General features: G+C 71.2%; 20 protein-coding genes and 2 pseudogenes. 13 read left to right on the top strand and 9 right to left on the bottom strand.

The window, feature by feature from the left end; translation table 11 throughout:
* From ACT4N7_RS06235 to ACT4N7_RS06225, 3 genes and pseudogenes are all read left to right on the top strand, one after another.
* Window positions 1–111: pseudogene (locus tag ACT4N7_RS06235) on the top strand (IS30 family transposase); the annotation flags it as partial.
* A gap of 582 nt (window positions 112–693) precedes the next feature.
* Window positions 694–1,548, top strand: coding sequence for a helix-turn-helix domain-containing protein (locus ACT4N7_RS06230; protein ID WP_444827623.1), 855 nt, complete (start codon window positions 694–696; stop codon window positions 1,546–1,548).
* An 8-nt stretch (window positions 1,549–1,556) separates the two neighbouring features.
* Entirely contained in the window at window positions 1,557–1,772 is a 216-nt protein-coding gene (locus ACT4N7_RS06225) for a DUF397 domain-containing protein (RefSeq protein WP_444827622.1), read from the top strand.
* Here ACT4N7_RS06225 and ACT4N7_RS06220 read toward each other — a convergent pair.
* Window positions 1,769–3,112 carry a sensor histidine kinase gene (locus tag ACT4N7_RS06220; protein ID WP_444827621.1) on the bottom strand — a complete coding sequence of 448 codons (1,344 nt, stop codon included), beginning with the start codon at window positions 3,110–3,112 and terminating at the stop codon, window positions 1,769–1,771. The two genes, ACT4N7_RS06225 and ACT4N7_RS06220, sit on opposite strands and share 4 nt — an antisense overlap.
* The gene (locus ACT4N7_RS06215; RefSeq protein ID WP_444827620.1) at window positions 3,109–3,837 is read right to left on the bottom strand and encodes a response regulator transcription factor; all 729 of its coding nucleotides are present in this window, start codon (window positions 3,835–3,837) and stop codon (window positions 3,109–3,111) included. Before ACT4N7_RS06215 ends, ACT4N7_RS06220 begins: the two co-directional genes overlap by 4 nt.
* 130 nt (window positions 3,838–3,967) lie before the next feature.
* Here ACT4N7_RS06215 and ACT4N7_RS06210 point away from each other — a divergent pair, with 130 nt between their 5' ends.
* Genes ACT4N7_RS06210 through ACT4N7_RS06200 form a run of 3 tightly spaced genes read left to right on the top strand, consistent with a single transcriptional unit; the run spans window position 3,968 to window position 6,965 of the window.
* Window positions 3,968–5,050, top strand: a complete 1,083-nt coding sequence (locus tag ACT4N7_RS06210; protein ID WP_444827619.1) for a LolA family protein — start codon at window positions 3,968–3,970, stop codon at window positions 5,048–5,050.
* Window positions 5,047–6,057, top strand: a complete 1,011-nt coding sequence (locus tag ACT4N7_RS06205; RefSeq protein WP_444827618.1) for an ABC transporter ATP-binding protein — start codon at window positions 5,047–5,049, stop codon at window positions 6,055–6,057. The genes ACT4N7_RS06210 and ACT4N7_RS06205 overlap by 4 nt, the downstream gene beginning before the upstream one ends.
* The gene (locus ACT4N7_RS06200) at window positions 6,054–6,965 is read left to right on the top strand and encodes an ABC transporter permease subunit (protein WP_444827617.1); all 912 of its coding nucleotides are present in this window, start codon (window positions 6,054–6,056) and stop codon (window positions 6,963–6,965) included. The genes ACT4N7_RS06205 and ACT4N7_RS06200 overlap by 4 nt, the downstream gene beginning before the upstream one ends.
* Here ACT4N7_RS06200 and ACT4N7_RS06195 read toward each other — a convergent pair.
* The 3 genes from ACT4N7_RS06195 to ACT4N7_RS06185 form a co-directional block, all read right to left on the bottom strand.
* Window positions 6,949–7,962 (bottom strand): ABC transporter ATP-binding protein, encoded by a 1,014-nt coding sequence (locus ACT4N7_RS06195; RefSeq protein ID WP_444827616.1) that lies wholly within the window; start codon window positions 7,960–7,962, stop codon window positions 6,949–6,951. The two genes, ACT4N7_RS06200 and ACT4N7_RS06195, sit on opposite strands and share 17 nt — an antisense overlap.
* A complete protein-coding gene (locus ACT4N7_RS06190) occupies window positions 7,962–9,530 on the bottom strand; it encodes an ABC transporter permease (RefSeq protein ID WP_444827624.1) in 1,569 nt (522 codons plus the stop codon). The genes ACT4N7_RS06195 and ACT4N7_RS06190 overlap by 1 nt, the downstream gene beginning before the upstream one ends.
* Before the next feature lie 104 nt (window positions 9,531–9,634).
* On the bottom strand, window positions 9,635–10,672 hold the full coding sequence (locus ACT4N7_RS06185) for a thiamine ABC transporter substrate-binding protein (protein ID WP_444827615.1): 1,038 nt from the start codon (window positions 10,670–10,672) through the stop codon (window positions 9,635–9,637).
* Window positions 10,673–10,837: 165 nt separating this feature from the next.
* On the opposite strand from ACT4N7_RS06185, the gene ACT4N7_RS06180 reads away from it, so the two are divergent.
* From ACT4N7_RS06180 to ACT4N7_RS06170, 3 genes are all read left to right on the top strand, one after another.
* On the top strand, window positions 10,838–11,134 hold the full coding sequence (locus tag ACT4N7_RS06180; protein WP_444827614.1) for a 4a-hydroxytetrahydrobiopterin dehydratase: 297 nt from the start codon (window positions 10,838–10,840) through the stop codon (window positions 11,132–11,134).
* Window positions 11,135–11,389: 255 nt separating this feature from the next.
* Window positions 11,390–11,599 carry a hypothetical protein gene (locus tag ACT4N7_RS06175; RefSeq protein ID WP_444827613.1) on the top strand — a complete coding sequence of 70 codons (210 nt, stop codon included), beginning with the start codon at window positions 11,390–11,392 and terminating at the stop codon, window positions 11,597–11,599.
* Window positions 11,600–11,732: 133 nt separating this feature from the next.
* Entirely contained in the window at window positions 11,733–12,185 is a 453-nt protein-coding gene (locus ACT4N7_RS06170) for a hypothetical protein (RefSeq protein ID WP_444827612.1), read from the top strand.
* A gap of 56 nt (window positions 12,186–12,241) precedes the next feature.
* Here ACT4N7_RS06170 and ychF read toward each other — a convergent pair whose 3' ends face one another.
* Window positions 12,242–13,321 carry a redox-regulated ATPase YchF gene (gene ychF / locus ACT4N7_RS06165; RefSeq protein ID WP_444827611.1) on the bottom strand — a complete coding sequence of 360 codons (1,080 nt, stop codon included), beginning with the start codon at window positions 13,319–13,321 and terminating at the stop codon, window positions 12,242–12,244.
* Between the two features lie 340 nt (window positions 13,322–13,661).
* Between ychF and ACT4N7_RS06160 the strand changes: the two genes are divergently transcribed.
* Both ACT4N7_RS06160 and ACT4N7_RS06155 read left to right on the top strand, forming a co-directional pair.
* The gene (locus ACT4N7_RS06160; protein ID WP_444827610.1) at window positions 13,662–16,889 is read left to right on the top strand and encodes a S8 family serine peptidase; all 3,228 of its coding nucleotides are present in this window, start codon (window positions 13,662–13,664) and stop codon (window positions 16,887–16,889) included.
* Window positions 16,890–17,001: 112 nt separating this feature from the next.
* Window positions 17,002–17,871: a DNA-3-methyladenine glycosylase family protein gene (locus ACT4N7_RS06155; protein WP_444827609.1), complete on the top strand. Its 870-nt coding sequence runs from the start codon at window positions 17,002–17,004 to the stop codon at window positions 17,869–17,871.
* On the opposite strand, the gene ACT4N7_RS06150 is transcribed toward ACT4N7_RS06155, so the two are convergent.
* Window positions 17,868–20,870 carry an AAA family ATPase gene (locus ACT4N7_RS06150; RefSeq protein WP_444827608.1) on the bottom strand — a complete coding sequence of 1,001 codons (3,003 nt, stop codon included), beginning with the start codon at window positions 20,868–20,870 and terminating at the stop codon, window positions 17,868–17,870. The genes ACT4N7_RS06155 and ACT4N7_RS06150 overlap by 4 nt on opposite strands.
* Window positions 20,867–22,015, bottom strand: coding sequence for an exonuclease SbcCD subunit D (locus ACT4N7_RS06145; RefSeq protein ID WP_444827607.1), 1,149 nt, complete (start codon window positions 22,013–22,015; stop codon window positions 20,867–20,869). The genes ACT4N7_RS06150 and ACT4N7_RS06145 overlap by 4 nt, the downstream gene beginning before the upstream one ends.
* A gap of 133 nt (window positions 22,016–22,148) precedes the next feature.
* Here ACT4N7_RS06145 and rmuC point away from each other — a divergent pair, with 133 nt between their 5' ends.
* Together rmuC and ACT4N7_RS06135 are read left to right on the top strand one after the other, a co-directional pair.
* Window positions 22,149–23,096 (top strand): DNA recombination protein RmuC, encoded by a 948-nt coding sequence (gene rmuC / locus ACT4N7_RS06140; protein WP_444827606.1) that lies wholly within the window; start codon window positions 22,149–22,151, stop codon window positions 23,094–23,096.
* Between the two features lie 112 nt (window positions 23,097–23,208).
* The gene (locus ACT4N7_RS06135; RefSeq protein ID WP_444827605.1) at window positions 23,209–24,306 is read left to right on the top strand and encodes a DUF6542 domain-containing protein; all 1,098 of its coding nucleotides are present in this window, start codon (window positions 23,209–23,211) and stop codon (window positions 24,304–24,306) included.
* Window positions 24,307–24,326: 20 nt separating this feature from the next.
* Here the strand turns inward: ACT4N7_RS06135 and ACT4N7_RS06130 are convergent.
* Window positions 24,327–24,453: pseudogene (locus tag ACT4N7_RS06130) on the bottom strand (4-hydroxy-3-methylbut-2-enyl diphosphate reductase); the annotation flags it as partial.

The raw sequence follows: 24,453 nt of genomic DNA, 5'->3' as shown, positions 1-24,453 counted from the left end.
GACCTTGATAGGGTGGCGGCAGAGCTAAACGGTAGGCCACGGCAAACGCTGAACTGGCGAAAGCCGATCGAAGTCTTCAGCGATCTGATAGCGAACCCCGTGTCGCAATGATCATTTGATTCCGCCCTCGCATGATGAGTCCATATTGACCCACGAACTAACCGCAATCCCATTACTTGTGAACATCTCTCCGATTTCCTTTCATGCCGCAAGTGAACTGCCGACTACCTGACGTGCGGAACTTTCTTGTTTCCACCGCGTCCAACCGGGCGAGAGCATCCGGGCCAGACACTCGAACACCGTCCGGCCGTCGTGCCACACGGACCCGAGCGCGACCAGACCCGCCGCCGTGGACTGGATAGGCCGACCCGGCCCGGCCACAGGACACCTACCCGGACTGTTCCCCAGGTCAGGCCGTACATACACACGAACAGGGGGCAACTTGCGGAGCCCGCGAGCGGCTTGTTATCCACCCGACCAACCGAGTGCCTCCCCTGGGCGCTCTACCCTGTGAAGTCATGTGCGCCACCTCCCTGTCCGCACGTTGCGGGACACATGTTTCCCGGAAACGTGTGTCCCTGACACTAGGGGAAACATGTTTCCCTCGCATCGCCCCAGACGGGTGAACTTTGCGCAGGGTGTTGACACGCTGCGACGACGGGCAGCTCAGGGACGGCAAGAGAGGGTGACAGCGTGGGCGAAGCAGTGCAGACGATCCCGCGAGTGTTTCTCGGCGAAGCACTCAGGCAGCTACGGGCGGACTCCAAGAAGACTTTGGACGAAGCCGCCAAGGCCGCCGGGAAGGATCGTGCCCGTCTGATCAAGGTGTTGGACGGAAAAGCAACGCTCACGGCGGACGAACTAGAGGCGCTCGCCACCTTCCTCGAAGCGTCACCGGCTCGCAGGTTAGAAATCATGGCCCTGGGAGTGGAGGCACGGCGGAAGCCAACGGGAAACCCCTACATGGATCTTGGCCAAGGTTCCTATCGGCGCGTCGCCTGGCTCGAAGCCATGGCAAAGGACATTTGGGCATACGAGAAGGGGATTTATCCGCACCCCATCCAGAGCCCGGCATACATCAGGGCCCTCATGGTCGCATCCAGAGGGATTTGGTGGGAAGGGTCTTCGGACGAGCTAGAGAACCGTGTGACGTTCCGAGTCGAGCGGCAACGGCTGATTTTCGAAGCTGAAAAGCCAAAGCAGGTCGAGGTACTGTTTACCAATGATGCGCTGGACGGCATCGTTGGGGACCAGGACGTGATGCGTGACCAGAAGAAATACGTTCTCGACGCGATGAACAACTATCCGCACCTCACGGTTCGGATAGTTCCGGTGGAAGCGAAGGACAACCCGGCACAACATGGCGGACTGGCAATGCATCGCTTTGGTGAAGTTCTGCGACCCGTGGGATTCCTCCCAGTCGTGTACGGACCGTCTACGTACTACGACACCGTCATGGACACCGAGCGAATCTTGCGGGCATTTAACAAACTTCGGGAGCTGGCATGGTCACCCGAGGACACGAGAAGTCATCTTGAAGAAAAGTAGGGGAAGACGTGGAAAACTCAGAGCCCGATCGCAACTCCACATGGTTCAAATCTTCGTACAGCGGCGGCGGCAACGATATGTGCGTGGAGTGTCGAATTGCTCCAGGTGAAGGCGTTTATGTGCGACACTCGAAGAAGCCGGACGTTCCGGCATTTCTATTCACGTTCGATGAATGGCGGACATTCTTGTTGGGCGCCAAAGATGGCGAGTTCGACGTACCCTAGCGAGACTGTGGGGTGGGCGTCGTTCGCCAGCTCACCTGAAACCGAGCGCCGCCTTCCGGGGACTCGCCGACCCGCACGATCCCACCACGGCGACGGACCACCTCGGCGACCAGCGCCAGCCCCAGCCCCGACCCGCCGCTGCTGCGCGCCCGGTCGTCCTGTACCCGGTAGAAGCGGTCGAACACGCGGTCCCGGTGTTCGGCGGCGATGCCGTGGCCATCGTCGTCCACGACCAGGCGGGCGGACTTGGCGGCGGGCAGGACGGTGACCGTCACGCGGGCTCGGGCGTGCCGACAAGCGTTGCGCAGCAGGTTGTCCAGCACGAGGTCCACTTCGGACGGTGCGGCGAGGACCCAGCAGGCGCCCGGTGGGACGTGTACCTGTACCGCCGGTCCGTCGTCCGCGCAGCGGAGGACCGCATCGCCCGCGGCGGCGGCGAGGTCGACCGGTTCGGCGGGGGGCAGTTCGCCCGCGTCGGAGCGGGCGAGGGTCAGCAGGCCGTCGACCAGGCCGGAGAGGCGTTCGGACTCGCGGACGACGTCGGCGAGTACCTCCTGGGACAGCTCGGGGTCGGGGTGGGCGACGGCGACCTCGGCCTGCACGCGGATCGAGGCGACCGGCGACCGCAGTTCGTGCGCGGCGTCGCCGGTGAACCGGCGCAGCCGGTCGGCGGCCTCGTCGCGGCGGGTGAGTAGGGCGTTCAGGGCGCCCGCCAGGGAGCGCAGTTCGTCGTGCGCCTCAGGGATGGGGAGCCTGCGCCCGGGGCCGAGCCGCGCCGCGGCGGTGCGCATGCGGTCCACCGGGCGCATCGACGACCGGACGGCGAACCACGTGGCCACCGCCGCCGCGGCCGCCGCGATGGCCGCGGCGGCCAGCAGCCAGCGCAGCGCGGCCCCTTGCGCCTCCTGGTAACCGATCAGGCCGGTGCCGACGACCACGAGCCGCTGGGAGCCGTCCGGGGCGGTGGCGACCGTGCCGAGCCAGCGCGCGGTCGGCGAGTCGTTCGCGCGCAGGACCGGGACGCCCGCCTTGAGCACCCGCAGGTCGGCGGGGGCCAGATCGGTGCGCGGGCCGCCGTCGACCGGTTCGCCCGCGGTGTCGAGCACCCGCACCTGCACGTTCGGCGACGGCGCGACGGCGGGCCGGCCCTGGCGCACCCGCTCCGCCGCGCTGTCCAAAGTGGACGAAAGCTCGGCGTCAGCCGAGTCGACCAGCAGCGGGCCGATCATGCTGCTGGTCAGCACCGCCAGGCCGAGCAGCACCGCGAGCGTCACCGCGGTGGCGACCGTGGTGATCCGAAACCGGATGGTGCGCCTGAGCCACAGGCCGCGCGGGCTCACCGCGGCCGGGCGGGATCGAGCGCCTCGTCGATCTCGCTGGTGGACGCCAGGTAGCCGTGGCCGCGCACGGTGCGCACGATGCCGCCCGCGCCCGCCGTGTCGAGCTTGCGGCGCAGGTAGCCGACGTAGACCTCGACCGCGTTCCTGGTCGCGGCCTGCTCATCGCCCCAGACGGCGCGCAGCAACTCGTCCTTGGTGACGACCGTGCCCGCCCGGTTGGCGAGCACGTCAAGCACGGCGAACTCGCGCGGGCTCAGCGCCACCTGCACGCCCGCGAAGCGCACCTCGCGGGTGGCCCGGTCGACCACGAGGTCGCCGATGCGCACCGTGCGGCCGACACCGTCCTCCGCGCCCCGGCGCAGCGTGGCCCGCACCTGCGCGACCAGCACCACGAATGAGAACGGCTTCACCAGGTAGCCGTCGGCGCCGAGGTCGAGCCCGTCGGCCTGGTCGACCTCGCCGTCCTTGGCCGACACCAGCAGGACAGGCGTGCGCACGCCCTCGGCGCGCAGCCGCTCCAGCACGCGGTAGCCGGACAGGCCGGGCAGCATGATGTCGAGCAGGATCAGGTCGAAAGTGCCGGTCAGGGCGATGCGCAGGGCGTTGGGACCGTCGCAGGCGACCACGACGTCCATGCCCTCCCGGCTGAGCCCGCGCTGCAACGCCCGACGTACGCCGAGTTCGTCGTCGACCACCAGCACGCGAGGCTTCACGGTCCCCATCATGGCGGTACCACCGACAATTCCGCGCGCACTCTCAGCGCTCTCTCAGCCGCCCGGCCACTCTCAGCGCCATCTCAGCTCGCTAGGTGCAGCCTCAGTGGTGCGGGAACATCGACCCGAACAGGGAGTGCGAATGAACAGGAAGAGGACGGCGCTGACCGTCGCAGCGGCGGGGACGGCCACCGGGGTGGTCGGGCTGATCCTGATCGCCAGCCCGGCCGGGGCGGGCGAGGCTCCCCCGGTGCTGCCGGACGTCACCGCCGAGGCGCTGGTGGAGTCGGTGCTCAGCAGCGAGATCCCCGCGATGGCGGGCGCGGTCGAGCTGCAGAACAACCTCGGGCTACCCATCCCGGGCCTGCCCCAGAGTTCAAGCGACGACAACCTGGCGCGGGTGTACGCCGATGGCCAGGGCCGTGCCCGGCTGTCGCTCGACATGGGCAACGCGGAGCGCACGATCGTCCGCGACGGCACCACGACATGGGTGTGGAACTCGGCGGACCGCAGCGTGACCAAGGCGGCGGACGGCGAATTCGACTCCGGCAGCGCCGACAAGATGGCCGACCCGGCCACCGCGGCCAAGGAGTTCGTCGCGTTGATGCGCAAGGACAGCACGGTGACCGTCGACGGCACGGCGCGCGTCGCCGACCGCCCGGCCTACCAGCTCGTGCTGACCCCGAAGGCGACCGAGCGGACGCTGCTGCGCGAGGTGCGGATCGCGGTCGACTCGGAGACCAGGCTGCCGCTGCGCCTGGAGGTGCTGGCCAACGGCCAGGCCGAACCCGCGCTGCGGGTCGGCTTCACGGAGTTCGCCACGGGCAGCCAGGACGAGGCGCTGTTCCGGTTCACCCCGCCCGCAGGCGCGAAGGTGACCGAGTCGAAGCCGGGCGACGTGGCCGACGCCAAGGCTCAGGAAGACCTGTTCGCGCAGGTCGCGCCGAAGACGGTCGGCGAGGGCTGGGACACCGTCCTGGTCGGCAAGCTGCCCGCGGGCGCGCTGAGTGGGGACCTGCCGCGTGGCGACCGCACGTCGTCGCGGTCCGAGCGGCTCGATCCGAACACGCTGCTGCGCCAGTTCGGCACGGAGGTCAGCGGGCCGTTCGGCACCGGCTACGTGATCACCAGCAAGGTGGGCACGGCGCTGATCACCACCGACGGCCGGGTCGCGATCGGCGCGGTGCCGCAGCAGGTGCTGGTCGACGCGCTCGGGCAGCAGTGAGCGGCGGTTTCGAGCAGGGGTCGGCCGCGGCAGGTGCCGCGGTCGGCCCGCTCGCCGCGCGGACTCGTGGCCTGCGCAAGGTCTACCGCGGCACGGTCGCGGTAGACAACGTGGATCTCGACGTCCCGATGGGCGCGGTGCTGGGGATGCTCGGCCCCAACGGCTCCGGCAAGACCACCACCATCAGGATGCTGCTCGGCCTGGTGACGCCGACCGCGGGCGAGGTCGAGTTGCTCGGCCACCCGCTGCCGGACGGCGCGGCGCTGGCGCTGCCCGACGTGGGCGCGCTCGTGGAGGGCCCGGGGTTCCACCCGTTCATGTCCGGCCGGGAGAACCTGATGCGGGTCGCCGCGGCCGAACCGCTGCTGGCGGGCCCGCGGATCGCGGGCGCCGTCACCGAGGCACTGGAGCGGGTCGATCTGGCGGGTGCCGCGAACCGGCGCTACCGGGGGTACTCGCTGGGCATGAAGCAGCGCCTCGGGCTGGCCGCGGCGCTGCTGGTGCCCCGCCGGTTCGTCATCCTCGACGAACCGACCAACGGCCTGGACCCGGCGGGCACCCGCGAGGTCCGGGCGGTCATCGCGGACCTGCACGCCGCGGGGACGACGGTGCTGGTGTCCTCACACCTGCTCAGCGAGGTCGAGGCCACGTGCACGCACGTGGCCGTGCTGAACCAGGGCACCGTGGTGGCCCAGGGCGAGCTGGCCGACCTGCTGGAGGCGGGCAACGCCGGTCTCCTGATCGTCACCCCGGAGATCGGCCGCGCCGTGGACGCCCTGCGCGACCACCGCATCCCCGCCCGCGCCGTCCCGGACGGCATCCGGGTGGACCTGACCGCGACCACCGCGCCCGCCGTGGTGGAGACGCTGGTCCACGCGGGCATCCCGATCCACGAGGTTCGCAGGCAGCGCACCGGCCTGGAAGACCTGTTCGCCCGCCTGACGGAGGGCACCGCCACCCCGGCCTTCGACGACCTCGACGCCCTCATCCCGGAGGAGGCCCGATGACCCGCGCCGCACCGATCGCGCTGACCGACGGCACCGTCCCGGGTCCGCGAGGAGACACCATGACCACCGCGACCTCGCCCACCGTCCGACGCGCGCCGCTGGTGCGGCTGCTGCGCTCGGAGCTGCGCATGATCCTGCGCCGACCACGGAACCTGATCGGGATCGGGCTGCTCGCCATGGTCCCCGTGGTCGCGGGAATCGGAATCGCGATCGCCGCCGACGCCACCGAGGGGGATCCGGTCGGCGAGGGACTTGCCGGCCTGGTGGCGGGCAACGGGCTGCTGCTGCCGATCTTCGCGTTGGTCGTGTCGCTGACCATGTTGCTGCCGCTGATCGGCGCCACGCTCGCCGCCGACGCGCTGGCCGGGGAGGCGGGCAGCGGGACCATGCGCAACCTGCTGGTCGCCCCGGTCTCGCGCCCGCGACTGCTGGCGGTGAAGGCGTTCGGCGTCGGCGCGGTCACGCTGCTCGCGGCGCTGGTGATGGCGGTCACCGGGATCATCGCCGGGATGATCCTGCTCGGCGGCGACGGCATGCTCACCCTCTCCGGCACGTCCCTGTCCTTCGGTGCAGGGCTGGGCCGGGTCCTGCTGACCGTGGTCCTGGTGTCGATTCAGGTCTGGGCGTTGGCCGCGGTGGCGCTGGCGGTGTCGGCCTGGACCGAGAACGCGCTGATCGTCGTGGTGGTGTCGTTGGGGTTCATCATCGTGTCGGGGGTGCTGAGCGTCATCCCGGCACTCGACTGGATCGACCCGTTCCTGCTCATCACGAGCTGGGAGTCGGTCGGCGAGGTGGTCAGCGACCCGCTCCCGACCGGTTCCCTGCTCGAAGGCGTCTTGCGCGCGGTCTGCTACCTCGTCATCGGGTATTCGCTCGCGCTGGCCCGCATGCTCACCCGCGACGGCTGAGCACGGCCACGCCGTCGGGGACGAGCGTGAGGCGGACATGCGCGCCCACCTCGGGGGCGTCGGCGATGCCCACGACCGCGTCCACCGTGCGGCCGCCCGTCTCCACCATGAGCCGCGCGTGGTCGTGGCGGTGCACGCGGGCGGACACGGTGCCGCCGACAGGGCCGTCGCCCACCCGCAAGGCGGACGGGCGCAGGCCGAGCACGACAGGGCCCGGCGCGGCCCACGGCAGCGGCGCCGTGCCGAACTCGCAGGTCACCAGGCCCGAGTCGACCACGGCGGGCACGAACAGGCCGCAGCCCAGGAAGCGCGCCGTGTTCTCGTCCACCGGATGACGCCAGACCTCGGCGGGGTGGCCGGTTTGGCTGATCCGGCCCGCCCGCATCACCGCGACGCGGTCGGCCAGGGTGAACGCCTCGTCGTGGTCGTGGGTGACCACCAGGGCCGTGGTGCCCGCCGTACGCAGGACGCGGGCGAGGTCGAGGGCGAGCTGGTCGCGCAGCGCACGGTCCAAAGCGGACAGTGGCTCGTCGAGCAGCAGCAGCCGGGGGCGGGGGGCGAGCGCGCGAGCCAGGGCGACCCGCTGCTGCTCACCGCCCGACAGCTCCGTGACCGAACGGTCGCCATAGCCCGCGAGGCCGACGAGGTCGAGCAGTTCGGCGACCCGCGCGCGGCGCGACGCCGGGGCGTCGCCGCGCATCCGCAGGCCGAAGGCGACGTTGCCCGCCACGTCGCGGTGCGGGAAGAGCTGGCCGTCCTGGAACACCAGGCCGAACCCCCGGCGGTGCACCGGCACGTGGGACAGGTCGGCGCCGTCCCACGACACCGCGCCCGCCGCGGCCTGCTCCAGTCCGGCGACCGCCCGCAGCAGCGTCGACTTCCCGCAGCCGGACGGCCCGAGCAGCGCGAGCACCGCCCCGTCGGCCACCTCGATGTCCACATCGGACACCGCGACGAAAGCTCCATAGTGGACAGTCAAGCCGGCGACCCGCAGCACTAGAACTCCCCCACCGATCCGGCGCCGGTTACGCGCAGGCGTTCGACCAGCAGCACCACCGCGACCGTCACCACCATGAGCAGCGTGCACGCCGCGTAGGCCATCTGGTTGTTCAGCTCGCCCGGCCGCGAGATCAGCCTGCCGATCACCACCGGCAGCGTCGCCGTGTCCGGCCGCACCAGGAAGCTCGTGGCGCCGAACTCGCCGAGGGCGACGACGTAGCCGAAGGCCGCTGCCGCCAGCAACGACCGGCCCGCGAGCGGGATGTCGACCTCCCGCCACACGCGCCACGGGCCCGCGCCCAGCGCCGCCGCCGCCTGCCGCAGCCGGTCGTCGACCGAGCGCAGAACCGGCAGCAGCATGCGCACGATCAGCGGCGTGACCACCAGCGCCTGCGCCAGCGGCACCAGCGCGGCGGACGTGCGCAGGTCGCCGGGCAAGGCGTCGAGGGTGATGAGGTAGCCAAAGCCGACGGTCACCGCGGACACGCCGAGCGGCAGCATCAGCGCGGTGTCCATTGTGTCCACCAGGCCGGCCCGCACTCGGCCGCGGCCAAGGGACACCAGCACCACCGAGGCCACCACCCCGAGCAGCAGCGCCAGCATCGTGGCGTCGGTGGCCACCCGCAGGGAGTTCACCGCGGCCTCGATCCCGGACACCTGAAGGGAACCGCGGAACCCGGTGCCTGCCAGCGCCCGGTAGCCGTCGAGCCCCCAACCGTCCGGTGTGGACAGTGAGCGGAGCACCAGCGAGCCGATGGGCACCAGCAGCAGGGCGACGACCCCGTACGCGGCCGCGACCACCGCCCACTCCCCCGCGCGCGGGGGCCGGGCGGACTCGACGCGACCGCGCAGCTTCATCGCCGTCTCCCGGCGGCGGCGCGCGATGGCCCCGATGACCAGCACCGACACCACCGCCGCTAGTTGCAACAGCGACAGCGCCGCGGCGCCCGACAGGTCGAGCAGCTCGACCGTGCGCAGGTATATCTCGGTTTCCAGGGTGCGGTAGCGGGCGCCGCCGAGCAGCAGCACGACACCGAAACTGGTGGCGCAGAACAGGAAGACGACTGCCGCGGCCGAGCCGAGGGCCGGGGTCAGCGCGGGCAGGGTGACCGAGGTGAAGGTGCGCAGCCGCGACGCGCCGAGCGAGCGGGCGGCGTCCTCGGCACGCCGGTCCAGGTGCGACCACAGCCCCGCGACCGTCCGCGCGACCACGGCCACGTTGAAGAACGCGTTCGCCAGCACGATCGGCAGCACGCCGCCCGCGGGCATCAGCGACCGGAACGCCAGGCCGACCACCACGGTCGGCAGTACGAACGGCACCAGGATCGCGGCGCGCACGAACCCGGTGCCCGGCAGCGCGCAGCGGGCCAGCAGGAACGCCACCGGCAGCCCGGCGACCACCGCGATCAGCGTCGACGCGGCCGCCTGCCCCAGCGTGAACGCGACCAGCCGCCAGGTAGCCGGTTCGCCCAGCACCGCCGCGACGCCGCCGGAGTCGAGACCGAGCCGGATGATCGCGCCGACCGGCCAGACGAAGAAGACGGCCAGGAACCCCAGCGGCACCAGCGCGGCCACCAGCGGACCCCGCGGCCGCGATCTGCCGCGTTCGCTGGTTCCCGCGCGCCCTGAGCGCGTGCCGCGCGGCACCGCTCGGGGTTCGCCCGGCGGCATCAGCCCTGGACGGCCGCGCGCCACTGCCCGATCCAGCGCTCCCGGTTGGCCTGGATGTCCCCCGCGGGCAGCGTCGCCGGGCTGGCGGGCAGCGGCGCCGCCTGCTGCCACGACCGCGGCAGCGCTACGCCCGCACGCGCCGGGTAGACGTACATCTTCTCCGGCACCTGGACCTGGAACTTCTCCGACAGCAGCAGGTCGACCACCTTGCGCGCGTCGTCGGGGTTCTTGGCGCCGGTGAGGATGCCCGCGTACTCGACCTGGCGGAAGCACGTGTCGAGCAGGGCCTGGGTACGCGGCAGGCCGTTGTCGCCGATCTCGGCGGACGGCGACGAGGCGTAGGACACCACGATCGGCCGCGGGCCCTTGCCCGACGAGCCGGAGAACTCCTGGGTGTAGGCCTCCTCCCAGCCACTGACGACCTTGACGCCGTTGGCCTTGAGCCGGTCCCAGTAGCCGACCCAGCCCTGGTCGCCGAAGTGCGCCACGGTGCCAAGCAGGAACGCGAGGCCGGGCGACGACGTCGCCGGGTCCTGCACGACCAGCAGGTCCCGGTACTTCGGGTCGGCGAGGTCGGCGAAGCCCGCGGGCACCGGCACGCCGCGGGCGGCGAGCGCGGCCGGGTCGATGTTGACGCAGACGTCGCCCACGTCGACCGCGGTGAGCCTGCCGGTGTCGTCCACGGCGTAGCGCTGCGAGCCCTTGGCGGCCTCGGGGCTGCGGTACTCGGCGAACACGCCCTCATCGAGCGCGCGCGAGGCGAAGGTGTTGTCGACGCCGAACGCGACGTCGCCGATCGGGTTGGCCTTGGTGAGCACGAGCTGGTTGGTCAGCGCGCCCGCGTCGCCGCTCTTGCGCGGCTCGACCTTGATCCCGGTGTCCACCCGGAACTGCTCCAGCAGCGCCGGGTCGACCTCGAAGGAGTCGTGCGTGACCAGGACCACGACGCGCTCCCCCGGCTTGGCGCTGTCCGTGCCGCCGAGCGAGCAGCTCGCGGCGAGCAGACCGGCCGCGGTCAGAAGGGCGATTCGACGCATTTCAGTGTCCTCCTCGGGCGTGCGCACCACGAGGACCTCCCTGCGCAGGCATGACCCTGGATCAGGTTCGTACGGTCGAGGGCTCGTGCCCTCCTCTCAGCCCGGCGCACCGGACTCCCGTGGCAGCGACGAGCGTACGCCTGCCCGGCGGGCCAGGATGGGGGCATGGCTGAACTGTTGAGCGATCAGGACATCGGCAAGGCGCTGGGCGTGCTGTCGAACTGGCGGCTGGTGGAGGGCGGACTGGTCCGCGAGGTCGAGCTGGCCGACTTCCCGCAGGCGATCCAGGTGGTGAACCGGGTGGCCGAGATCGCCGAAAACGACAACCACCACCCGGACATCGACATCCGCTGGCGGACGCTGACCTTCCGCTGCAGCACACACTCCGCGGGCGGTCTCACCGCTTTGGACGTGTCGCTGGCCGCGGAGATCGATGGGGTCGTGGAGGCCATCGGCGGCTGACCTGCGCGAGGCCGCTGGTGGACGCACCAAGGCCAGTCAGATGCCGACAGCCGACGTGGGCACGAACAGCCCTATCGCTATGGCGCGCGATGCCCCAAACTGCACGGTAGACCAGCACTCGGGTAGCCCAGATAGGCGAACCGCCAACGTTCGTAAGGGTGAACTTGCGGAAAGTCGTCCGCTGGGCCGGCGGTGGCCCGCCTACTGTCGTTGGCATGAGGCACCCTGTCATCAGGCTCAACAGAAGGGGGCAGGATGTCGCGGGACATGGTGTGTGACGCCGAGGTTGTCGAACTATCAGATGCCGAGGGAGCTGCGGCGTTCGATCAGCTCGCGCGCCGCGAGATGGGCATCAGCGGCAACGAGTTCCTTCGCCGCTGGGATGGGGGCGAGTGGACTGACGAGGACTTCGACAAGGTCAACGGCCTGGTCGATGTGTGGATGGGCCTACCGCTGGTGCGATGATCTAGCTGTGCCTGGCCGAACTCCAGATGACGCGGTACGAGCCTTCTTGGGCCCACTTCAACGATCCGTCAAGGTGTTGGATGGTCATGCCAAGATCACGGTCGCAGGCAAGCGAGGACCGTACCGCAAAGGCGTGACCTACGACTGGTCACTCAACTCCGCCGCAGGTATGCGGTTGACCCAGACCGGGACTTTCTTCGCCGCCATGCACTTCGAGATCGTCGACGCTGACCCAGCGCAACATGACGATCAGCACCAAGGCGCCTATCGTTGCTCTACGCGAGCGTACAACTACAAGCTGTCCACGCCGCGAGGCGCCGACCACTGGCGCATACACTGGCATCCAGCGGGGCGAAGCCCGGTCAAGGAGCCCCACATCCACCTGCCGCCGGACCTTGGCCGCCACCTGCCCACCGGACGCATCACGTTCGAGAAAGCACTGGTGTGGTTGATCGAGTTTGACGCACCCCTCAGAGTGGACCGCAACGACGCACTCACGGAGTTGGCCAGCGTGGAAGCCGATCATCTACTTCATCGCAGTTGGTCCGACTTCCCCAGCACTCCGAAGGACGTCAGCGACCAATGATATTGCCTGCGACAGTGAACGCAGGCTGATCTTGCCGCATTATCGACTGCCCGGCATCAGACGTTGAAGCGGAATTCGACCACGTCGCCGTCGGCCATCACATAGTCCTTGCCCTCGATGCGCACCTTGCCCACCGACTTGGCCGCGGCCATCGAGCCCGCTTCGATCAAATCGGCGAACGAGACGACCTCGGCCTTGATGAACCCGCGTTCGAAGTCGGAATGGATCACCCCGGCCGCCTGGGGGGCGGTGGCGCCCTGCGGGATGGTCCACGCGCGGGACTCCTTGGGGCCCGCGGTGAGGTAGGTCTGCAGGCCCAGGGTGTGGAAGCCGGCGCGGGCCAGCGCGTTGAGGCCGGGCTCGTGCTGGCCGACCGACTCCAGCAGCTCCCGTGTGGACTCTTCGTCGAGTTCCAGCAGTTCGGCCTCGACCTTGGCGTCGAGGAACACGGCGTCGGCCGGGGCGACGAGCTTGGCCAGTTCCTCGCGGCGGGCGCTGTCGAGCAGGACGACCTCGTCGGCGTTGAACACGTACAGGAACGGTTTCGTGGTGAGCAGGCTCAGCTCGCGCAGCAGCGCACAGTCCACCTCGGACTGTGCGGCGAACAGGGTCCGGCCGCCGTCGAGGATGTCCTTGGCCTTGAGCGCGGCGTCGAGCGTGGGGCGCGCCTCCTTGCGGGTGCGTGCCTCCTTTTCCAACCGCGCCAATGCCTTGTCGAGAGTCTGCAGGTCGGCGAGGATGAGTTCGGTGTTGATGGTCTCGATGTCGGCCAACGGGTCGACCTGGCCGTCGACGTGCACCACGTCGGGGTCGTCGAAGACCCGGATGACCTGGCAGATGGCGTTGGCCTCGCGGATGTTGGCCAGGAACTTGTTGCCCAGCCCGGCTCCCTCCGACGCGCCCTTGACGATGCCCGCGATGTCCACGAAGGACACCACGGCGGGCACCGTGCGCTCACTGGAGAAGATCGCCGCGAGCCGGTCCAGCCGTGGGTCGGGCAGCGGGACGACACCGACGTTGGGCTCGATGGTCGCGAACGGGTAGTTCGCGGCGAGCACGTCGTTGTTCGTCAGGGCGTTGAAGAGGGTGGACTTGCCGACGTTGGGCAGTCCGACGATCCCGAGGGTCAAACTCACGGGAGTTGAGTCTACGGACCACCCGTCCGGCGCAAGCCGCCCCCGGTCGTGTGCCAAATAGTTACCAACACTATTCCCAGATCTCGTCACTCAGCGGTGAGCGTCGTAGGACAGACATCCGCAGTACAGCACCCATTCGCTTGGTAACGAACTCGCTATCTGCCGCGATACATGCACAATGCGTACGGGTTCGTCCATACCTTCACGGAAGGATTAGCCCATATGGACGCTAGTCAGCAGGTCACCCCTAAACAACACTCCGTGAGCGCCCTGCTGTCGTCCGCCAACCGGAGGTTCCAGGCGTGCACCCAGCTCACCCGCTGAGGAAGAAGGAAGTGGGATGATTCAACCCGAATGGCGCCGGCGCAGCCGGATCGCCCTCGGCATGGCGCTTACCGCCGCCGTGGCCGGCACAGTGCTGGCCTCGATACCGAGCGCCGCCGCAGCACCCGCCCAGGGGCCAGCCGAAGAAGGCCCCGGGATCGGCAAGCACGATCAGGAACTGCTGGCCAAGGCCGAGCAGGCAGGCAAGAAGACCGTCAAGGTCCTGATCTCCACCAAGCAGGGTCTAGGCGCCCGCGGCGTGGACGAGCTGGCCAAGGCGGGGGCCAAGGTCGAGTACCGCGCCGACGAGATCGGCTACGTGCGCGCCGAGGTGCCTGTCGACCAGGTCAAGAGGCTCGCCAAGCTCTCGGGCGTCAGTGCGCTCGACTTGGACGAGAACGTTCCCCTTCCCGACCCCCGCCCGGCGGGGATCGTCGACCCGACACCGCAGCCCGCCCCGGGCCCGGCGACGCCGCGGGTCAACGCCTACATGCCGACGGGCGACATCAACGCCGCCCAGTTCGTCAACGACCACCCCACCTGGGACGGCCGCGGCACCACCATCGGCATCATCGACAGCGGTGTCGACCTCGACCACCCGTCGCTGAACACCACCAGCACGGGCGAGCGGAAGATCACCGACTGGGTGACCTACACCGACCCGAAGTTCACCGGCGGGGTGAACAACGACAACGACCCGACGTGGGTCCAGATGTCCGCCACGGTCAGCGGTCCGACCGTCGGCCTGCCCGGCGAGGGTGACCTGCGCTCCGGTGTTTTCAAGGAGCGCGACTCGCGCCTCGGCGGCGAGGTCGGCAGCGACGTCAACCGCGACGGCAACCCCGCGGGCAGCAGCGGCGACTTCCGCATCGTGTGGAACCCGGCCACCGCCACCGTCTGGGTCGACACGAACCAGAACGGCACCTTCGCCGACGACAAGGCGATGACCGACTACAAGGTCAAGTACGACGTCGGCACGTTCGGCACCGACAACGCGGCGACCCCGGTCAAGGAGTCCATGCCGTTCGTCGTGCAGACCGACCAGGCCAACAACGTGGTCAACATCGGCATCGTGTCCGGCGCGCACGGCTCGCACGTCGCGGGCATCACCGCGGCGAACCGGATGTTCGGCGGCACCATGACCGGTGCGGCCCCCGGCGCCAAGCTGGTCTCGGTCCGGGTCTGCCTGTTCATCGCGGGCTGCACCAACCACGCGCTGCTCGAAGGCATGATCTACGCCGCGCGCGACGCGAACGTGGACGTCATCAACATGTCGATCGGCGGCCTCCCGGCGCTGAACGACGCGAACAACGCGCGTGCCGAGCTGTACGACCGGCTCATCGACACCTACGACGTGCAGATGTTCATCTCCGCGGGCAACTCCGGCGCGGGCGTGAACACCGTCGGCGACCCGTCGGTCGCGACCAAGGTGCTCTCGGTCGGCTCGTACATCACCAAGGAGACCTGGCAGCGCAACTACGGCTCGGACCTCGCGGTCGCGGAGTCGCTGCACGGCTTCTCCTCGCGCGGCCCGCGTGAGGACGGCGGCTTCAAGCCGAACATCATCGCCCCCGGCTCGGCCATCTCGACCGTGCCGACCTGGCAGCTCGGCGGACCGCTGGTGGGCACCTACCCGCTGCCGCCCGGCTACGCGATGTTCAACGGCACGTCGATGGCCTCGCCGCAGTCCGCCGGTGCGGCGGCGCTGCTGGTGAGTGCCGCGAGGGCCACCGGCCGCTCGCACACCGCGGCGCAGCTCCGCACCGCGTTCCAGTCCTCGGCGCGGTTCGTCAGCGGCCTGGGCGCCTACGAGCAGGGCAACGGCCTGATCGACACGAAGAAGGCCTGGAACCTGCTCAAGTCGAACCCGAGCACGACGGACATCTCCACGTCCGTGCCGGTGAACACCGCTCTGTCCGCGTTCCTCAAGACCCCGGGCGTCGGCGTCGGCATCCACGACCGTGAGGGCGTCAAGGCGGGCGACCGCTACGTGCGCCAGTACACGTTCAACCGCACCACGGGCCCGGACTCCCCGGTGACCTACCAGGTGAAGTGGGTCGGCAACAACGGCACGTTCAGCTCGGCGAAGACGGTCACGCTGCCGAAGAACAGCGCCGTGAAGTTCGCGGTCACCATCAACCCGCGGGCCGCGGGCATCCACTCGGCGGTGCTGAACCTGGACAGCCCGATGACCTCGGGCATCGAGGCGCAGACCCTCAACACCGTGATCGCGGCCGACGAGTTCACCGCGGACAACGCCTACACCGTCCGCAAGGGCGGCACCGTGGGTCGCAACGAGGTGAAGTCGTTCTTCTTCCGCGTCGGCCCGGCCACCCCGGCCTTCAAGGTCGACCTGCAGGGCGGCGGCACCGGTGCCGGTACGGGCCAGCTCCGCTTCCTGCGCTTCCACCCGTTCGGTGTCGGCATCGAGTCCAACTCGTCGCTGAGCTGCTACAACCCGCCGGTTCCGGGGCCGACCGGCTGTGCGGGCGCCAGCCCGACCAGCCGCACGCTCAGCAACCCGCAGCCGGGCGTCTGGGAGGTCGTGGTCGAGGCGCGTCGCACGTCGGACGCCGCCGCGGCTCCGTTCACCCTGACCGCGTCCGTGCTCGGCGCCACCGTGACGCCGAACCCGGACATCATCCCGTCCGCCACGGCGGGCACCCCGGTGGCGCGGTCGTACACGCTGAAGAACCTGTTCGGCCCGTTCACCGGCCGGGCGGTCGGCACCCCGCTGGGCAGCGCCAAGCGCGGTCAGCTCAGCATCGCCGACCTGGAGGACCAGGAGTACCCGGTCATCGTGACCCCGGGGTCGACCTCGCTGCGCGCGAAGATCGGCAACACCTCGGACGCGGCGGCCGACCTGGACCTCTTCGTCTTCAACTGCACGTCCGGCACCTGCCTGCTCGCGGGCCAGGCGGCGGACGGCGACTCCGAGGAAGAGGTGACCATCGCCAACCCGGCGGCCGGTGAATGGCGCATCCTGGTCCAGGGATTCGCGGTGCCCGCGGGCACCACGACCTACGACTACCTGGACGTGTTCACCAACCCGGCCTTCGGCTCGGTGGCGGTGACCGACGCAAACGCGCCGCGTGCCGCGGGTGCCCAGTGGACCGTTCCTGGCACGGTGACCGCCAACACGGCTCCGGCCGCGGGTCGCGTGCTGCTCGGCAACGTCCAGGTCCGCACGGACACCAACGTGCTGGTCGGCTCCGGTGACGTCGTGGTCGAGGCAGTGTCGTAAGTAGCAAGGAACGAGGAAGTGGGGCCTGTCGGCGACGACAGGCCCCGCTTTCGTTGTGGTGAGGTCTGATTCCGGCCTGCCCGGCAGGTGGCGGGGCCGGCAGCATGAACGCGTGCCGACCGACCCGTACCGCCGCGTGGTGTTGCGGCTGCCAGTGCGCCCGCCGTTCGACGCCGCGGGCATCCTCGCTTTCCTTGCGGCACGGTCGATCCCCGGCGTCGAGACGGCGTCGGCGGACAGCTACGCCCGCACCATGCGGCTGCCCCACGGGCAGGCCACCGCGCGACTGCGCCCGGTTCCCGGCCACGTCGAGTGCGCCCTCGCGCTGACCGATCCGCGCGACCGGGCCGTTGCCGTGGCACGGCTGCGCGGGCTGCTCGACCTCGACGCCGACCCGGTCGCGGTCGACGCGGTGCTCGGCGCCGATCCCGCGCTCGCCGCGTCGGTGGCGGCCACTCCCGGCATCCGGGTGCCGGGCAGCGTCGACGGCACGGAGACGGTGGTGCGGGCGCTGCTCGGCCAGCAGGTGACGGTCGCGGCGGCGCGTACGGCGGCCCGCAGGCTCACCGCCGCCGTCGGCGAACCACTGTCTACTTCGGACGGTGAGCTGACCACCCTGTTCCCGGCCCCGGCCGCGATCGCCGAGTGCGGCCCGGAAGCCCTCGCGGGCCCGGCCCGGCGCGTGCGGACCATCCGCACGGTGTGCGCCGCGATAGCCGACGGCGACCTCGACCTGGACACCGACGCCGAGACGCTGTACGACCGGTTGCTGTCGTATGCGGGCATCGGACCGTGGACCGCGGGCTACGTCGTGATGCGCCTACTCCGCGACCCGGATGTGCTGCTGCTGAACGACATCGCCCTCCGCAACGGCGCACGCGCGCTGGGTTTGCCGTCCACTGTGGAGGGTTTGCGAGCCTGCGGCCGAATATGGCAGCCATGGCGCTCCTACGCCGGGATGCACCTCTGGCGGGCCGCCTAGGCGGTAAGCTCCACAGTGGACCCGGTGCGGGCCTTGCGCACCCGCAGCCGCATCGGAATACGCTGCCGCAATTCGTCCACATGCGACACCAAGCCAACCACCCGGCCACCGACTCGCAGCTCATCGAGGATCGTCATCACGTCGTCGAGGGTGTTCGCGTCGAGAGTGCCGAAGCCCTCGTCCACGAACAGGGTGTCCAGCAGCGCGCCGCCGGTTTCGGCGGCCACCACGTCGGCCAGGCCGAGTGCGAGCGACAGTGAGGCCACAAAGGACTCCCCGCCGGACAGCGTCTTCGCCGAACGCACCTGACCCGAGAAGTCGTCCAGGACGTCGAGGCCAAGGCCGCCGCGGGTGCCGCGGGCACCGGCCTCGTCGCTGTGCACGAACGAATAGCGGCCTTGACTCATCCGGCGCAGCCGCTCGGTCGCGGCCACCGCGACCTCCGCCAGCCGCGCGGCCAGGACGTAGGAGCGCAGCGACATCCGGGACGCGTTCTGGCCGCGCCCGTTGACCACGTCGGTCAGCGCGTCGAGTTCGGCGAACTCGGCCTCGACCGGCGCGAGGTCGACCCACGCGGCGCGCAGGCGGCAGGCCAGTGCGTGCACGGACCGCGCCCGGTCGGCGGCGGCGCGGGCCGCGGCGACGGCGTTCTCCGCGTCGGTCCGGGCGGTGCGCGCGATCCGCACCAGCAGCGTGAGGTCCACTGTGGACTCCGGGTCGACACCCGCCAGCTCCGGCTCGGCGAGCACCATCCGGTACTTGGCCGCCATCGTCTCGGCGTCGGCGAGCTGACGCTCCAGCTTGCCCATGACCTTCTCGTCGCGGGCGGCGCCGAGGGCCTCGGCGAGGTCGGCGAACCCGGCCCTGGTCACGACAGCGGCCACCGCGGCCCGCTGCTCGGTCCACCGCGCCCGCACCTCGGCGAGCTTCGCGCGGGCGTCCGCCAGCGCGCCCAGGGCCGTGACCTGGGCGAGCAGATGCTCCCGATGGGCGGCGACGCTCGCGTGCGGACCGCGGGCGGCATCGAGGCGCTCCGCCCGCTCGGCGACCGCCGCCGCCAGCGTGGCGCGCTCGGCGGCCAGCGCGGCCAACTCCCGATCCAGCACACCGCGGCGGTCGCGGGTCGTCTCGGCCGCGCGTTCGTCGCGGGCCAGCTCGGCCGCCAGCTCCTCATACTGGCGCGCAAGCGCTTTCGCCACGCCGAGGGCGGCCACGGCGTCGGCATGCGCGGGCACCGGGTCCGGCTGGTCGGCCAACCGCTCGCGCAGGGCGGCGACCGTGTGCCGGGCCCGCGTGCGCACGTCGGCGGCCTCGTCGCGGGCCGCCCGGCAGCGCTGCTCGGCGACCTGGGCGGCGCGCTCGTCGGCAGGCGTGACCCGCTCCCGCACCGCTCGCGCGGGCGACGGATGCTCGGCCGACCCGCACACCGGGCACGACTCCCCCGCCGCCAGCCCGGCAGCCAACTCGGCTGCCATCCCGTCCAACCGGCGTTGCCGCAGGTCAAGCAACAATGCGAACGCCCCCTGATGCGCCGCGACGGCCTGCTGGGAACGGTCGGTGGCCGACACCAGATCCCGCTCGGCCGCAGGGAGGTTCGCGGCGTACCGAACGAACTCGGCCAACTCGTCCCGGCGGGCGCGAAGGCCGTCGACGGACGCGCGGGCATCGGCCGACTCGGCCAACCGGGCGCGGGCGTCCACGATCCGCGCGGGCAGCACATCGGCCTGCTCGACCAACCGCCGCGACTCGGTCTCGGCCATCGCGATCGAGTCGACCAGGCAGCCGAGCCGGGCACGCTCGACCTCCTGCTTACCCGCCTCGTCAACCAGCCCGGCCAACGCACCCGCGCGCTCCCGCAAAGCCCCCGCATCCACCCCACCAACCAGCCCGGCCAACCCACCCGCCGCGCCCTCCCGCACAGCACCCGCGTCCCACTCGCCACCCAGCCCCGCCACCGCACCCGCGCCCTCCCGCGAAGCCCCCGCATCCACCGCCCGGTCGCGCGCCACGCGCTCAGCCCCAGTGACCTGCCGCTCAACCCGCCGGAGATCCTCCGCGACCGCCGCCACGGACACCGCGCGCCGGGCGGCGTCCAGTTCCGCCCGCCACTCGGCGCGAGCACTCGCCTCCGTCGCCAACTCGGCCAGGTTCGCCGCGGCCTCCCGCACCCGGCGCACCCGCTCGGCGGCCGTGCGGCCCGCGGCCAGCTCCGCGTCGGCCCGCTCACCCGCCTCGGCGGCCGCGACCTGGGCGGCGGAGGCGGCGGCCGCGTGGCTGTCGAGGTCCGCTGTCAGGTCGGCCAGCCACGGCTCGTCGGCGTCGTCGGGTGGCTCGATGTCCGCCGCCTGCGCGACCCGCGCCACCAGCCTGCGGACCGACTCGTGCGCCGCGTCCCTGGCGCGGCGGCGTTCCTGCCTGCGGTCGCGGAACCAGACCTCGGCGCGCTGGAAGTGCTCGGTGCCGAACAGCTTCTCCAGCAGCGTCTCCCTGGCCGCGGTGTCCGCGCGGAGGAACCGGGCGAACTCGCCCTGCGGCAGCAGCACCACCTGGAAGAACTGGTTCTTGGTCATGCCGAGCAGGCGTTGCACCGTGCGCGCCACCTCGTCGATGCGCGTCAGCCCCTCGCGCGCGGGGCCGTGCAGCCAGGTCAGCGACACCTTCGCGTTCTGCTTCGTGGTGCCGTCGCCGCGCCGCTTCGGCCGCTGGTACTCCGGGCTGCGCACGATCCGCAGCCGCAGGCTCTGCACCGTCAGCTCCAGCGCGACCTCGGTGTGTACGTCGCGGTCGGCGGTGTCGCAGCGCAGCCGCTTGGCCTCGTCGCGCACCCCCGGCACCGCCCCGAACAGCGCGAACGCGACGGCGTCGAGCAGCGTGGTCTTGCCCGCGCCGGTGTCGCCGTGCAGCAGGAACAGCCCGTCGGCGCCGAGTCGGTCGAAGTCGACCACCTCGCGGCCGGGGTACGGGCCGAACGCGGTCAGCTCCAGGCGGTGCAACCTCATTCCGGCTCCTTCCCGGCCACGGCGGCCAGCGCCTCGCGCAGCAGTCCGCGCTCGGCCTCGGTCGGCGCGCTGCCCCGGGTTTCGGTGACGAAACAGCAGGCCACCGCGTCGTCGTCGCGGCCGCGCACGGCGTCGGCGTAGCGAAGGGGACGGTCGAGGCCGCCCGCGGGCCGCCACTGCAGGTGCACGGCGTGCGGGAACCGCTCCTGCAGCCTGCGCATGGCGTCGATCGGTCGGACGTGGTCGGTCAGCTCGACGGACAGGAACGTCTCGGTCAGGGCGTCGTGCGCCGGGTCGGCGAGCAGGTCGGCCAGCTCGCCGCGCAGCGTGCCCAGCGCGCGCGGGACGGGCAGCGCGCGCCGCTCGACCCCGGCGAGGCCACCCGCGTCCAGCTCGACCAGCCACACCGACTTGCGGTGGCGGGCCTCGGAGAACGAGTACGCCAGCGGGCTGCCCGAGTAGCGCAGGTGCTCGGCGAGGGTCTGCGGGCCGTGCAGGTGGCCCAACGCCGCGTAGTCGACGCCGTCGAACACCGCGCTGGGCACGTACGGGACACCGCCGACCGCGATCGTGCGCTCGGAGTCACTCTCCTCGCCACCGATGACGAAGGCGTGCGCGAGGACCACCGATCGGGTGCCCTCGGGGCGTTCGGCCAGGTCCGCGCGGACGCGGCGCATGGCCTCGCCGAGCACGCCGGGGTGGCCGCGCAGCTCCGGCATGCCGAGCGCGTGCTTGGCCGGTTCCGGCTCCAGGTAAGGGATTCCGTAGATCGCGACGGGGCCGTGCGCGTCGTCGAGCAGGACCGGGCGGTGCAGGTTGGCCATGGCGGTGCGCAGGTGCAGCCCGCCTGCGGCGGCGAACTCCCCGAACGCGCCGAGTCGCGCCGCGGAGTCGTGGTTGCCCGGCGTGATCACGATCTTGGCGCCCGCCGCCGCGACGCGGCCCAGCACGCGCGCGCAGGTGTCGACGGCCTCGGCGGACGGCACGGCGCGGTCGTACAGGTCGCCCGAGACGACGAGGACGTCGACGCGCTCGTCGCTCACCAGGTCCGCCAGTCCGCCCAGCACCGACTCCTGCTCGGTGAGCAGGTCGCGGCCGTGGAACGTGCGGCCCACGTGCCAGTCGGAGGTGTGCAGCACCCGCATGCGTGCCAAATTAGAGCGATCATGCACCCGATCGGGGGAGCCACGCCGGTCGAACGAGCGTTCGATCTTCGTTCTGTCGGTGCCATCCGGTAAAGATCGACCCGAACGTTTCCACCGACCAGAAAGGACTGCCGTGACCGCCGTGCTCGGCACCGTCGCCGCCGTGCTCGTGCTGCTGCTCGCCGCCGCGGGCGCGCTGTTCTGGCGCCTGTACACCGAAAGCGCGCGTCAGGCCGAGGCCGCGCGCGCCGAGTTGGTCGCCGAACGCGGCCGCTCCGACGCACACCAACTGGCCCTGCGCCGCTACGAGGTGGCCTTCGCGTCGATCAGCGGCCGAGGCGAACTCGGCGAACAGGTACTGATCGAGACCGCCCGCGCGCTCGGCCTGCGCGAGGGCCTGCACTTCACCGTGCAGACCGATGTCGCGGGCGGCGGCGCGGCCCGACCCGACCTGCTGCTCTTACTCGGCGACGACCGGCGCGTCCCGGTCGACGCGAAGATGAGCATGGCGTGCTGGGCCGAGGCCGTGGAGACAGACGACTCCGCCGAACGCCTCGACGCCTTGCGCGTGCACGTCCGCAACATCCGCTCGCGCGCGGCGGAGCTGGCGGGCAAGGGCTATCAGCGCTGGGCGGACGCCATCTACGGCACGGTCATGTTCGTCCCGTCCGACGCGGCGGTGGTCGCCGCCCTGGACACCGACCCGGAGCTGCTGCGCTGGCTGCTCGACCGCCGCGTGTTCCTCTGTGGACCGACGGGCTTCGCGGTGGTCGCGTCGTCCGCCCTGTTCGCGGCCACCGAACGCACCATCGCCGACGACGTGGAGGCCGTCCGCGTCCGGGCAGGTGCCGCCCACCGTTCCGCGGGCGCGGCGGTCGACGCGCTGAACCTGTCCACCACGCACCTGCAGCGCTTCCTGTCCGCCCGTAGGCGCGAACTCGACGCCTTGGAGCAGTTCCGCGCCGCCGTGGTCCCGCTGAGCGTGGCGGCCGGGAGCCCCACCCCGGTGCCTCCCATCCGGCGTGCGGACGAGGCCGCCGTCAACGGGCACGAGCTGCCAGAGGCGGCGCCCCTGGACTGACCCTCGTCAGCGGAGTTGATCTGTGGCGCAGCTCACAGCGATGTGTGGTCTGAGACCCATGATCGCCGAACAATGACGGCCATCCCACACTGACGGACTACCGTGTACCGACGTGACCGCGACTCGCGATCGCCGCAGCGATCTTGACGATGACCACGCCGAGCCCGCGTGGGATGAGCGCCCGATCTTCGGCCGGTCGCGGGGCCTGCCGTGGTGGGGTGCCGTGCTGATCGCCTTCGGGCTGGCGGCGGTGGCCGCCGTGATCGACATGCAGCGCCTGGGGTCGCTCGGGCGGATCTACCAGGGCGCCTACATCGCGGGGTGTGTCGCGGCGATCTGTCTGGTGCGCAGGCGCAACCTGTTCGGCCCGATGGTGCAGCCGCCCCTGGTGTTCGCCGTCACGGCGATCGGCGGTGTGGTCGCGCTGGCCCCGGCCTCGGATGGTGGCGGCCTCAAGCAGCTCCTGTTCTCCGTCGCACTACCGCTGACCAGCAATTTCCCGACGATGGCCATCACCACGGGGGTAGCCGTGGCGATCGGTGTGGCCCGGCTGTTCCTCCAGCGCGACCCCGCTCCGCGCACGATCCCCGCCCGCCCGCGCAAGCGCCCCGCCGACGACGATCCGGCCAAGCCCGGACTCGCCGCCGACCGAAAGCCCGGTCTGATGGGCGATCGGCGCCCTGGCCCCGCGGGCGACCGCAAGCAAGGTCTGACGGGCGACCGCAAGCTCGGCCTGACCGGCGACCGAAAGACGAGTGACCGCACACCCGGCCTGACCGGCGACCGAAAGACGAGTGACCGGACACCCGGCCTGACCGGCGACCGAAAGTCGGGTGATCGGACACCCGGCCAGTCGTCCGCCCCGCGCCCGGACCGCAGGCCCCAGCCCGACCGCGCCGCCCCGCGCGAACGCCGTCAGCGCGAAGACCGATCCCCTCGCGACCGCGCCGCCCGCGAAGACCGCTCCCCGCGAATCCGTCCCTCCCGAGAGGACCGTTCCCCCCGGGACGACCGCTCGCCCAGGGACGACCGCTCAGCCCGGGACGACCGCGCAACCCCACGCCCGCCCCGCGACGACCGCGGGTCCGGCCGCGCGGCAGGTGAAGAACGCCCCAAGCGCCCCCGCGACGACCGTGGCGCCGAACGCCGACCCGCTCGCCCCAACCCGGATCGCCAGCCCCGGCGGCGCCCCCGCCCCGAAGACTCCTGAAACCAGCACCGCCCGCACCCTCAGCGGGTGGGTTTGAGGTCCCTGCGCAGTTCCGGGGGCAGCGCGAACGTGATCTTCTCGTTCGCCGTGGTGACCTCGTCCACATCCACGTACCCCCGCTCGGCCAACCACCCGAGCAGATCCATC

Source organism: Actinokineospora sp. (assembly GCF_052390155.1).
GTDB lineage: Bacteria > Actinomycetota > Actinomycetes > Mycobacteriales > Pseudonocardiaceae > Actinokineospora.
The sequence above is the reverse complement of the archived record's forward strand: the minus strand, read 5'-3'. Positions and strand labels throughout refer to the sequence as shown.